This is a genomic window from Liquorilactobacillus cacaonum DSM 21116 (genome assembly GCF_001436735.1).
GTDB lineage: Bacteria > Bacillota > Bacilli > Lactobacillales > Lactobacillaceae > Liquorilactobacillus > Liquorilactobacillus cacaonum.
The window spans coordinates 196,112-208,555 of record NZ_AYZE01000015.1 but is presented as its reverse complement, the minus strand read 5'-3'; the positions used below and the strand labels follow the sequence as shown (position 1 = coordinate 208,555).

General features: G+C 33.0%; 10 protein-coding genes and 1 pseudogene. 7 read left to right on the top strand and 4 right to left on the bottom strand.

From position 1 onward, the window contains the following. Nucleotides 1-50 precede the first annotated feature (50 nt). Nucleotides 51-1,985: an ABC-F family ATP-binding cassette domain-containing protein gene (locus tag FC80_RS07645; RefSeq protein WP_057829547.1), complete on the bottom strand. Its 1,935-nt coding sequence runs from the start codon at nucleotides 1,983-1,985 to the stop codon at nucleotides 51-53. A 228-nt stretch (nucleotides 1,986-2,213) separates the two neighbouring features. Between FC80_RS07645 and FC80_RS07640 the strand changes: the two genes are divergently transcribed. Further along, nucleotides 2,214-2,867: a redox-sensing transcriptional repressor Rex gene (locus FC80_RS07640; RefSeq protein WP_057829546.1), complete on the top strand. Its 654-nt coding sequence runs from the start codon at nucleotides 2,214-2,216 to the stop codon at nucleotides 2,865-2,867. A 189-nt stretch (nucleotides 2,868-3,056) separates the two neighbouring features. Here FC80_RS07640 and FC80_RS07635 read toward each other — a convergent pair whose 3' ends face one another. Continuing rightward, nucleotides 3,057-3,689: a CPBP family intramembrane glutamic endopeptidase gene (locus FC80_RS07635; protein WP_057829545.1), complete on the bottom strand. Its 633-nt coding sequence runs from the start codon at nucleotides 3,687-3,689 to the stop codon at nucleotides 3,057-3,059. 176 nt (nucleotides 3,690-3,865) lie between these two features. Between FC80_RS07635 and groES the strand changes: the two genes are divergently transcribed. Together groES and groL are read left to right on the top strand one after the other, a co-directional pair. Beyond that, nucleotides 3,866-4,150, top strand: coding sequence for a co-chaperone GroES (gene groES, locus FC80_RS07630; protein WP_057829544.1), 285 nt, complete (start codon nucleotides 3,866-3,868; stop codon nucleotides 4,148-4,150). Nucleotides 4,151-4,185: 35 nt separating this feature from the next. Next, the gene (groL, locus tag FC80_RS07625; protein WP_057829543.1) at nucleotides 4,186-5,808 is read left to right on the top strand and encodes a chaperonin GroEL; all 1,623 of its coding nucleotides are present in this window, start codon (nucleotides 4,186-4,188) and stop codon (nucleotides 5,806-5,808) included. A 159-nt stretch (nucleotides 5,809-5,967) separates the two neighbouring features. On the opposite strand, the pseudogene FC80_RS09620 reads toward groL, so the two are convergent. After that, nucleotides 5,968-6,069 (bottom strand): annotated as a pseudogene (locus FC80_RS09620) (IS6 family transposase); the annotation flags it as partial. Nucleotides 6,070-6,513: 444 nt separating this feature from the next. On the opposite strand from FC80_RS09620, the gene FC80_RS07620 reads away from it, so the two are divergent. Both FC80_RS07620 and FC80_RS07615 read left to right on the top strand, forming a co-directional pair. Continuing rightward, nucleotides 6,514-8,343 carry an APC family permease gene (locus tag FC80_RS07620; protein ID WP_057829542.1) on the top strand — a complete coding sequence of 610 codons (1,830 nt, stop codon included), beginning with the start codon at nucleotides 6,514-6,516 and terminating at the stop codon, nucleotides 8,341-8,343. 121 nt (nucleotides 8,344-8,464) lie between these two features. Continuing rightward, complete coding sequence (locus tag FC80_RS07615; RefSeq protein WP_057829541.1) at nucleotides 8,465-9,553, top strand: glycosyltransferase family 4 protein; 1,089 nt, start codon at nucleotides 8,465-8,467, stop codon at nucleotides 9,551-9,553. Nucleotides 9,554-9,640: 87 nt separating this feature from the next. On the opposite strand, the gene FC80_RS07610 is transcribed toward FC80_RS07615, so the two are convergent. Further along, a complete protein-coding gene (locus FC80_RS07610; protein ID WP_235807255.1) occupies nucleotides 9,641-10,240 on the bottom strand; it encodes a YigZ family protein in 600 nt (199 codons plus the stop codon). 88 nt (nucleotides 10,241-10,328) lie between these two features. Here FC80_RS07610 and FC80_RS07605 point away from each other — a divergent pair, with 88 nt between their 5' ends. Beyond that, nucleotides 10,329-11,660 carry an ATP-dependent helicase ComFA gene (locus FC80_RS07605; protein WP_057829540.1) on the top strand — a complete coding sequence of 444 codons (1,332 nt, stop codon included), beginning with the start codon at nucleotides 10,329-10,331 and terminating at the stop codon, nucleotides 11,658-11,660. Nucleotides 11,661-11,824: 164 nt separating this feature from the next. Beyond that, nucleotides 11,825-12,352, top strand: coding sequence for a ComF family protein (locus tag FC80_RS07600; protein WP_235807254.1), 528 nt, complete (start codon nucleotides 11,825-11,827; stop codon nucleotides 12,350-12,352). Nucleotides 12,353-12,444 lie beyond the last annotated feature (92 nt).

Below are 12,444 nucleotides of genomic sequence, written 5' to 3'. Positions count from 1 at the left end.
CAAGAGGCTGGGAAGTTATTATTCCCGAGCCTCTTGTTTTATATATGTTACTAGTTTAGATATTCAAGCTCCATACTTTTTTTCTCCCAAGAGTCCTCTAAGACAGAAATCTTACCTTGGATAGTTTTTAAAGATGTCTGTAATTCGGTACTTTTTTCTAAATTAGTATAAATATCTGGAATTATCATTTGTTTTTGAATTTCTTCTTCTTGTGTACTAAGATTTTCAAGCTGATTTTCAATTTCCACAATTTCACGCTGTAATTTTCTTTTTTTTCGTTGTTGATCTTTATTTAATTGATAGTCCGTTTTTTCTGCCATTTTGACGACGGTGAGTTCATTTTGATTATTTTCTTGTGCAAGTAAAAGTTGCTCTTCTTTTTTGTCAATATAATAGTCATAATCACCTAAATAAAGTTGACTACCATGCTCAGATATTTCAAGAACACTAGTTGCTACTTTATTGATAAAGTAGCGATCATGCGAGATGAATAAGACAGTTCCATCGAATTCTAGTAGTGCTGTTTCAAGTACTTCTTTGCTATCTATATCTAAATGATTAGTTGGTTCATCAAAAATCAAAAAATTATCATGATTAAAGGCAAGTTTAGTTAGTAATAAACGAGCTTTTTCTCCACCAGAAAGGTTGTGTACAGTTTTTTTAACATCTTCACCAGAAAAGAGAAAACTACCTAAGATAGATCTAATATCTTTTTCGGCTGTAGTAGGATGCTCATCCCAAAGTTCATTCAAAACTGATTTATTCGGATGCAGATTTTTAAATTCTTGATCATAATAGCCAGTCTTAACGTTTGCTCCAAATGAATATTTGCCATCAAGTAGAGGAATCTTACCAAGGATGCTTTTCAGCAATGTTGATTTACCAACTCCATTACTACCGACAACCGCCATCATTTGTTGTTTTCTAAGATCAATGTTAATGGGGCCAGATATTTTTGTGTTATATCCAATAAAGGCGTCACTTACGCGCAAAACAATATTGCCACTTTGTTGATTTGAACTGAAATGAAAATGAGGACCTTGTTGTTTACCAATTGGACGAGCAATACGATTAATTTTCTCCAGCTGTTTTCTTCTACTTTGTGCTCTTTTAGTCGTAGATGCTCGTACAATATTACGTGAAACAAAATCTTCAAGCTTTTCAATTTTTTCTTGTTGTTTTTCGAATTGCTTTACTTCATGTTGAAATCGGATATTTTTTTCTTCAATATAAAATGAGTAATTTCCTTGATAGTGTTCCGTTCCATTTGGTGTTAACTCGTAGATTTCGTTAGCGACTTTATCAAGAAAATAACGATCATGAGAAATTATCAAGAGTGCACCAGAATAAGATTGGAGGTAATTTTCTAACCAACTTAATGTTTGTATATCCAGATGATTAGTAGGTTCATCAAGAATTAGTAAATCATTTTTTTCTAGTAGCAATTTAGCAAGAGCTAGTCTAGTTTTTTGACCACCAGAAAGTGTGTTAATAAGAGTATTGTAGTCTTGTTGATAGAATTTGAAGCCATGAAGCACAGCCCGAATTTCAGATTCGTAGCCATAGCCATTGGCTTCTCTAAAATTATGTAATAATTGGTCATAATTATTTAATAAAGTCTCATATTTTTGCTGTGAAGTATCAAAATTATGAAAACTAGCAATTTCATTTTCAAGAGAGTGTAAATTAGCTTCCATGGTCTTTAAATTTTCAAAAATGGTAAGCATCTCATCATAAATACTATTAGAAGAATTAAGACCGTTATCTTGGGCGAGATAACCAATTGTTAGATTTTTATTTTTAGTTATCTGACCATTATCTGGTGTTTGAATACCCATAATCATTTTGATTAGTGTTGATTTACCAACACCATTCCGGCCAACTAGTGCAATTCGTGAATTTTCTTGAACATCCATATTAGCTTTTTCAAAAAGAACATCACTTCCAAAAAGACGTGCCACATTTTGGACTTGAAGTAAAATCATAAAATCACCTCTTAAATAAGAATAGCATTGTTTTTTTCACAAACTTTGTGAATTTTGTTAAGTAACCTATAGAGCCTATTGCATGTGAATGTAATTTAGTGTAGCATAAATACGGTAAAATGTAGTGTACAACATTCTCTTTTGTGAAGTTCTTTAAGTCATTGTTTTCACAAGGAATGTGTTATACTGCTAAAAGATAGAATCATGTATTAGCGAAAGGAGCCAATTATGGTAACATCAAAAATTCCTCACGCGACAGCCAAAAGACTGCCAATCTATTATCGATATTTACATTTTCTAGCAGATGCTGGTAAGAAAAGAGTTTCTTCAACCGAACTTGCTGATGCCGTCAAAGTTGATTCTGCGACTATTAGAAGAGACTTTTCATATTTTGGTGCCCTTGGTAAGAGAGGCTATGGCTACGATGTTGAGAACTTACTTGCCTTTTTTAAAAAGACTTTAAATCAAGATCAACTGACAAATGTAGCTTTAATAGGGGTTGGAAACTTAGGCCACGCTCTTTTAAATTATAATTTTCACCAAAGTAATAATGTTCGTATAAGTGCAGCTTTTGATATTAATCAAGATATTACAGGTACCATCCAAAGTAGCGTTCCTGTATACGATATGTCAGATATGAAGGAACAGTTGACGGTTCAACAAATTGAAATTGTAATTCTAACAGTTCCTTCAACTGTTGCACAGGCAGTTACAGATGAACTTGTGGCTGTAGGAATCAAAGGTATACTTAATTTTACACCACTTAGAATTACTGTGCCTAGTACCGTTAGGGTTCAAAATGTTGATTTAACAAATGAGTTACAAACATTGATTTATTTTCTAAATAAATTTGGTGTTGAGGATGAGCAAACGTTAGATTGATTCACAAAAGAAACATGTCAGAGTAGATATTTTGGTAGACTAATTATGAAATTTTTTGGAAAACAATATATTATATTTTTTAAGCGATGCAAGTTCAAAGTTTATTCATGAAGGAATTTGAATTTCAGAGCATGCTTGCACAAAATAAATTAGGAGTTAGGGTAAATTCACTTTTGGCCTGCTCCTTTTTTATTTTATTTGTGTAAGTATAATAATGAGATTCATAAGCGAGTGAGTTATAATTGGTGCCTTAATGTCATGCGATTTATAGTAGATATAGGATAACGTAAGTCCAAGACATGAATAAGTTAGATAATGGCCATCTGCGTGAGCAACACTAAATAAGATACTTGAAAAAATAGCGGCACCACCAGGTTTTATAATTGTAGATAAGTTACCAAAAAAGACTTTGCGAAAAATGAATTCTTCCATTATTGGGGCAGCTATAATCACATATAGGAGGTAGTAGGGATAATGAGTGAGAATAGTTAATATTTGATTTGTGTTTTCGGAAAAGGTTGATTGATGCAACAAATAAGTATCAACTAGCAGTGTGAGTTCTTGAACAACAAACACTAGAGCAACACCAAAGATACCATAAAGTAAGCTTTTTTTAAGGCTTTTATTTCCTAATTCAATATAATTTTCAAAAGGAACTTTTTTATTAATAAAAAACATTAAAAAAGCACCAAAAATACTGACAAAAATAACTGAAGTAAAGGAAAGCATACTGTCTTTTATTATTGAAAATAAACTACTTGAAAATAACATGACAATTAAATAAGTTAGCAATAAAAATAAAGAATTTCTGCGAATATTCATAAGAGGCTCCATTCGTTTTAAATGATACTTATAGTATAGCATATTATAATTAGCACTCTCAGTGTAAGAGTGATAAATTACTTGCATTTTGTAGAAAGATTGATTATAGTAATAGTTGTAATTAGCACTTAATAAGATTGAGTGCTAAAAGCAAAACAATATTGGAGGGATACACAGTGCTTAAACCTTTAGGAGATCGTGTTATTTTAGAAGTTCAAAAAGATGAGGAACAAAATGTTGGCGGGATTGTGATTGCAAGCAATGCACAAGAAAAACCCCAAACAGGGAATGTAATTGCTGTTGGGACAGGCCGAGTTTTAGATAACGGCGAAAAGGTTGCTTTATCAGTTGAAGTCGGTGATACCATTTTATTTGATAAATATGCTGGCACAGAAGTCAAATACGCAGAAAAAGATTATTTGGTTGTACATGAAAAAGATATTGTTGCGATTGTAGACTAACATTTTATTAAAATTGACTATGAGGTGAATTATTAATGGCAAAAGAAATTAAATTTTCAGAAGATGCACGTTCGAAGATGCTTGCAGGGGTTGATAAATTAGCAAATACAGTTAAGTCAACAATTGGGCCAAAGGGAAGAAATGTAGTTTTGGAGCAATCTTATGGTTCTCCAACAATTACTAACGATGGTGTCACAATTGCTAAAGCGATTGAATTAGAAGACCATTTTGAGAATATGGGTGCAAAATTGGTTGCTGAAGTTGCATCAAAAACAAATGATATTGCTGGAGATGGAACAACTACTGCTACAGTTTTAACTCAAGCAATTGTTACTGAAGGAATGAAGAATGTAACAGCTGGTGCAAACCCCGTTGGTATTCGTCGTGGTATAGAACTTGCAACTAAAGCTGCAGTTGACGAATTACATGCAATGTCACACAAGGTTGAATCAAAGAGTGATATTGCACAAGTTGCAGCAATTTCATCTGCTAATGAGGAAATTGGTAGTTTAATTGCCGATGCAATGGAAAAAGTTGGTAACGATGGTGTAATTACTATTGAAGAATCAAAGGGTATTGATACATCATTGGATGTTGTTGAAGGTATGCAATTTGATCGCGGATATTTATCACAATACATGGTTACAGATAATGATAAGATGGAAGCAGATTTAGATACTCCATATGTTTTGATTACAGATAAGAAAATTTCAAATATCCAAGAAATTTTAAATCTTTTACAGTCAATTGTAGAACAGGGACGACCTTTGCTAATAATTGCTGATGATGTTGATGGAGAAGCTTTGCCAACTCTTGTTTTGAACAAAATTCGTGGAACTTTCAACGTTGTTGCAGTTAAGGCACCTGGATTTGGCGATCGTCGCAAAGAAATGTTACAAGATATTGCAACATTAACTGGTGCAACTGTTATTACAGAAGACCTTGGGTTACAGTTAAAAGATACAACTGTTGAACAATTAGGTTCGGCAAGCAAAATTACTGTAACTAAAGAAAAGACAACAATTGTAGAAGGCGCAGGAAACAAAGAAGAGATTGCAGATCGCGTTAATACAATCAAAAAACAAATAGCAGAAACAACTTCAGACTTTGATCGTGAAAAATTGCAAGAAAGGTTAGCTAAGCTTGCAGGTGGGGTTGCCGTTATTAAAGTAGGTGCTGCAACTGAAACTGAATTGAAGGAACGTAAATATCGCATTGAAGATGCTTTGAATGCTACAAGAGCTGCAGTTGAAGAAGGTTTTGTTTCAGGTGGTGGTACAGCTTTAGTTAATGTAATTAGTAAAGTTGAAGCATTGGAAGAAACTGGTGATGTTCAAACAGGAATTAATATTGTTAAAAGAGCTTTGGAAGAACCAGTTCGTCAAATTGCAGCAAATGCGGGTCTCGAAGGATCTGTAATTGTTGAAAAATTAAAATCACAAGAACCAGGGATTGGATATAATGCTGCAACAGATGAATGGGTTGACATGGTAAAAGCAGGTATTGTTGATCCTACAAAGGTTACTCGTTCGGCATTACAAAATGCAGCAAGTGTATCTGCACTTTTGTTAACAACTGAAGCTGTTGTTGCTGATGTTCCTGCTCCTGAGGCGCCAGCTGCACCAGCTCCAACACCAGGAATGGGTGGAATGATGTAATTAAAGTACACGGTACGTGTCTTTGTTTAAGTTCTAATTAGAGAGAAACTAAGTCAAAACTTAATTTTGGCTTAGTTTCTTTTTTAATGTACTTTAGAGGGTTCTGGTGCAAAAATAATAAATTATCCATATTAACCCAGAGTGATAAAAGCTATGTAGTTAGCCAACTAATAATTTGTTCAACGTTTGTGATGACGAAAAGCCAAAGAGATTAGGCGCCCTTTGGCTTTTTTTATGTAATTGGTGCATTATCTCAATGCCGCCCTTTAAAATAATTTTTCATCATAGCTACCCCGCTTTTTAGGCTAATTATACTCGAAATAGAGTTATCTGAGAATTTTTGCACCAGAACCCTTTAGAGAATATAATTCTAAAATACCGAGGGGCAATATTTGATGAACACTAATTTAGTAATTTATAAAAAAATGAATATAACGAAGTGATTTGAATTAAATTGGTTCTGTTATTTGAGATGTATGTAAGTGTAAAATGTGATAAATTATTTAGAAAGGATGAAAATTTGAGTTGAGCTAGTAAAAATTTAATATTATGTTGAGTTTATTTATTATAAATATTTCAAAGATAATAAAGATTTTTGCCAGATGAATTGTATTTGTTTATCGTAATTAAATTGAACAAGATTAATACTTGTTACTGGATCAGCTCTATTATAAATTATCTTGCTCATTGAAGAGGGGAAATTAAATGTGGCGTTATTTAAAACGGTTATTAATAGGTAAACCATTAAAAACTTCGGATGAAGGAAATCAACAACTGACGAAATTTAAGGCATTGGCGCTTTTGTCATCTGATGCATTGTCGTCTGTTGCATATGGAACAGAGCAAATTACTGCTGTTTTAGTTGTCTTATCGGCGGCAGCAACATGGTATGCACTTCCTGCTGCTGGGATTGTCCTTGTTTTATTATTTGCAATAACTTTATCGTACAGACAAATAATTCATGCGTATCCATCAGGTGGAGGTGCCTATGTAGTTGCTACAAAAAATTGGGGAACCCCAGTAGGCTTAGTTGCGGGTGGGTCCTTGTTAGTAGACTATATGTTGACTGTTGCTGTTTCTGTGACTTCAGGAACTGAGGCAATTACATCTGCGATTCCTTACCTACGTGCGCATAGTATTGGAATTTCGATTGTGATTGTTTTGTTTATTATGACACTAAATTTACGTGGTATGCGGGAATCCGCTTCTTTTTTGACGTTTCCAGTTTATTTATTTATTACAATTTTAATTTCAATGCTTATATGGGGCCTTTTTAATATTGCTACAAATAAAATTCAATATAATGCAGCATCTCCTATCGGTGGAGTGGTCCCTGGGATGTCTATAATTTTATTTCTCAAGGCTTTTTCGGCAGGGTCATCGTCTTTAACGGGTGTTGAAGCAATTAGTAATGCTGTTCCTAATTTCAAAAAGCCTAAAAGAAAAAACGCAGCTAATACATTAGCTTTAATGGCACTGATTCTTGGTGTTTTTTTCTCTGGCGTGACTTTTTTAAGCTACTATTTAGGTGTGCTTCCAAATAGTAAAGAAACAGTTTTATCACAAATTGGGATGGCTGTTTTTGGAAAGGGTATTTTTTATTATCTATTACAGTTCTCAACAGCTATGATTCTTGCTGTTGCTGCCAATACAGGATTTTCTGCATTTCCTATTTTGGCATACAATTTGGCTAAAGATAAGTTTATGCCCCATATGTATATGGATAAAGGAGATCGGTTAGCCTATTCTAATGGGATTATTTCATTAGCTATAGGTGCAATTGTGCTAATTTTTATTTTTGATGGACAAACTAATTTACTTATTCCATTATATGCAGTAGGTGTTTTTGTACCGTTCACACTTTCACAATCAGGAATGATAATTCATTGGATTAGGGAAAGAGGCAAAAATTGGATTTTAAATTCGCTTGTGAACCTTTTAGGAACGACCATATCTTTTCTTTTAGTCGTATTTTTATTTTTATTACATTTTCAAAATGTTTGGCCATATTTAATAATCATGCCAGTACTCTTGTTTGCGTTTCGAAAAATTCATGCACACTATATAATGGTCGCATCACAATTGCGTTTGAGTGAAGAAGCAGCCTTACATGATTATAATGGTTCAACTGTTATTGTGCTTGTAAGTTCTGTAACACATGTAACGACAGGTGCGATTAACTACGCTAGATCAATCGGTGATTATGTGATAGCGATGCATGTTTCTTTTGATGAAAATCCCAAAAAAGAGCATGAAACTGCTAAGGAATTTAAAGAATCATTTCCGGATGTGCGTTTTGTGGATTTACATTCTTCATATCGATCAGTTGCTGCACCAGTATTGCGTTTTTGTGATGTGATTGCAAAAAATTCTTCAGAAAAAAACTTTTCGATGACAGTTTTAGTGCCACAATTTGTTCCAAGAAAGCCGTGGCAGAATATTTTGCATAATCAAACAAGTTTGAGATTACGTGCTGTTTTGAATTCTAGAGAAAATATTATTGTGGCAACATATAGTTATCATTTAAAGAAGTAAAGTATAGGGATTCTATAAAGTAACTAGAGTTTATGCTATAATGCTAGATGACTAGTTTGTAAATTAGTAGAATAATTAAGCTCTTCTTTAATTTATTGAAGAAAAAGAAAGAGGACGGCGTATGTATATAGTTGTTGCGTCTTTTTTGGCAACACTGGCATTTTCATTTTTTTTGACACCAATCATCAGAAAGTTAGCATTTAAGATAGGTGCGGTTGATAATCCAAATGCTAGGCGTGTCAATAAAACCCCAATGCCGACAATGGGTGGACTTGCAATTTTTATTGCCTTTAATTTGACAAACATTTTCTTTCTCAGAAAAGAGTATCCAAGTAGTCAGTTTTGGCCATTACTAGCAGCTGAATGTGTAATAATATTGACAGGTGTACTCGATGATGTTTTTGAACTAACACCTAAGCAAAAGATATTTGGAATAACATGTGCGGGGTTGGTAATTTATTTTTTTGCAAATATTAGAATGACAACTTTGACGCTTCCTTTTTTGGGGACGCTCAATTTGGGACTCTTGAGTTTGCCTATTACGTTAATTTGGATTTTGGCGATTACAAATGCGGTTAACTTAATAGACGGATTAGATGGTCTTGCAACAGGTGTGTCTGCGATTGCTTTGTTTACTACAGGCATTACTGGCTTTTTCTTTTTAACAGTTACAAGTACATATGTTTCAGTTTGGATTTTCATGTTAGTAGCTGCGTTATTAGGATTTTTACCATATAATTTTCATCCGGCAAAAATATATTTAGGAGATACTGGTGCTCTTTTTATAGGATTTATGATTGCCACTTTTTCACTATATGGTTTAAAGAATGCAACATTTATCACAATAATTATACCTATGATAATTCTTGGTGTTCCAATTACAGATACGGTTTTTGCGGTATTAAGAAGATTCCTAAATAAAAAGCCAATTGCTCAAGCGGATAAACATCATTTACATCATAGACTTATGGAGATGGGATTGACACACACGCAGACTGTCCTTGTGATATATGGGATAGCACTTATTTTTTCAATGATATCGTTACTTTATCCTATTTCTAATGTATTAGGTTCAGTATTATTGACAATTGCGACTCTTTTGGGACTTGAATTGTTCGTTGAGTCAATTGGGTTGGTGGGTCCAGAAAGACGCCCAGTATTGAGATGGATATGGAAAGTATTAAAAAAGAAAAAAGACAAGAAACAATAACAATTTAATGGGTATATTTTTCGATGTTCTGGCAATTTTTTCTCTCTTGGAGATTAATTATGCCATTTTTTTTGCTTTCAATTATTGTTATGTTGATTGTTCATCAGGTGAAACTTCAATGTAATTTATACCAAGTGAGTCAAATTCAACTTGGCCATTAAGTAAGTCTTTGATTTTTTCTAAATAATAATGTGTTTCAGAAATTTTTGTGGCAATTAACACGGTAACGTTTTCTTGATAAGATATTTGGTCAAGTGATAAATTGTTAGTAGTTGAAAAGTTTTGAAGCTTATTAAGTTGTGAATAAGCAATTGTTACTTTTGTTATGTTCTTAGGTAATTTCAAAACTATATTTTTCTCGAGTGCTAGAGAGGTTGATTGACCATAGGCTCTAATTAGGCCGCCAGTTCCAAGTTTTATCCCACCAAAATATCTTGTTACTACGGCCGTTACATTGTGAATATCTTTTTTTAAAAGAACTTCAAGAATAGGAACACCGGCTGTCCCTGAGGGCTCGCCATTATCGCTTTGTCGCTGAATATCATTGTTATCTCCAATTACATAGGCAAAACAGTTGTGACGAGCTTTAGCGTTTTGATTAGTTATATCTTTTATAAACTGTTGAGCTTCTTGCTCAGTTTCTGTTCGTGCAACGCTGCAAATAAAAATAGATTTTTTAATTACCAATTCTGCAGAATTGCGTTCTTTAATTGTAAGATAGCTTTTAATTGTAGTAACCTTCTTTGCGTATTTATTATTGTAGGGAGGTAAAAAGATGAAAGATGAGGATTTTTTTGGTAGATTGGTACCATTGAAAAAAACAGAACAATTTATTTTGAAGGATATTACTTCAGTTTTCAAAATTGAAGCAATTGAAGTTCAAAAAAATAAAATTATGTGTAATCGATGTAATCAAAAAACAGTGAAGAAAAGAGCAATTTTACCTAATCAAGAGTATTTTTGTCCCCAATGTATCATGTTGGGTCGGATTACAACACAACATATATTATACACGATAAAAGAGCCGAATAGATTTGTTGAAAATTTAAATCCATTAACTTGGGGCGGAGAATTATCAATGAGTCAACTGGAATGTTCAAATAAAATAGTTCAGGTGCAAGAAGAAAATCAAAATTTTTTGTTGTGGGCGGTAACAGGGGCTGGAAAGACGGAGATATTATTTGCAGCGTTGGCTGAAGCCTTCAAAAAAGGTAAGCGTGTTTGCATAGCTTCACCTCGAATCGATGTATGCAATGAGTTATACCCAAGGCTAAATGAAGCATTTAAACATATTAAGATTGTTCTTTTACATGGATATCAGACAGAAAGGTATGAATATTCACAATTGGTGGTTTGTACTACACATCAACTAATCAGATTTAAAGAGGCATTTGACATGTTAATTATTGACGAAGTAGATGCCTTCCCATTTAAAGACAATAGTATGTTAGTTGGAGCTGTGAATGCTGCAAGGAAAACAAGCAGTTCTTTAATAATGCTTACAGCAACGCCTACTAAATCTTTACTCAAAGAAGTAAAAATGAAAAAAATGGAGGTTGGATATCTTCCCTTGAGGTACCATGGTAAAGAATTGCCAGTTCCTCAAATAATTATTAAATCGAATTGGTTAGAAAAGTTCAAAAAAGGGGAAATGGAGAAAAAAATCGGAAAGATAATAAATAAGTGGATTGATGAGCAACACCCTTTTTTTGTTTTTGTTTCACATATAAAGTATTTGAAAATTATAAATGAAGTAATGATAAAATTTGTTGTGGGAAGATGCAATGGGACAACTGTTTTTTCGGCAGATAAACGCAGAGTTGAAAAAGTTCAAAAAATGCGAAATGGTGAGTATCAATATCTAGTGACCACTACTATTCTCGAGCGAGGGGTAACTTTTGCGGGTCTAAATGTTTTGGTACTCGGTGCAGATGATGAGTTATTTACCAGTTCATCGTTGGTACAAATTGCCGGAAGAGTTGGCAGGAGTGCTCAAAATCCAAAAGGTGATGTAATTTTCATATGTGGAAAAAGGAAGAAGAATGTGGTTGATGCAAAAAAACAAATTCAGTTATTGAATGCTAAAGGAAGAAAGCTTAGAATATGAAGTCATGTTTGATTTGTCAAGGGATCATTAATGATAATTTTGAGATTGAATGGATACTTTCACTACAACCAAGAAAAATAAAATTAATTTGTCAAGATTGTCAGGGAGGATTTAGAGCATTATCTGGAAAAATAAAGTGCGAAGGCTGTAGTAGAGTATTAGAAATGAGTGGATTTTGTAATGATTGTAAGAAATGGATAAAAAAATACAATGGTAAATTACTAAAAAATACTGCGCTCTATGAATACAATGAAAAAATGAAAGACTATTTTCAAAAGTTTAAATTTTTAGGTGATTATTATTTTTTAAATGTATTTAATCAGGAATTAAGAAAGTTTGTGCAAAAAGAGTATGGTAGTAATTGGCTATATGTTCCAATACCGATTTCAATAAAAAGTTATCAAGAAAGAATGTTTAACCAAGTGGAGGGGCTGTTTTCAGGGGTAAATTTTACAAGGGCATTGATAGTTCAAAGTGAAGAAAAAAAGCAACAATCAAAATTGAATAGAAATGAACGCCTAAGAAGAAAACAACCATTTAAGTTAAATAGTCAATATGAAGAAATTGTAAAAGATAAAAATATATTATTGCTTGATGATATTTATACGACGGGTAGAACTCTTTATTTTGCTGCAGAAGTGTTGAAAAATGCAGGAGTAAAAAAAATTGAAACAATTACTCTTGCAAGGTAATTAAAGATAATATTTGTTAATTGTAACGTTTTCTTTTATAATATAATTAGCGTACATTACTTGTTCAATTATAATTGATAGGTAATTATGTT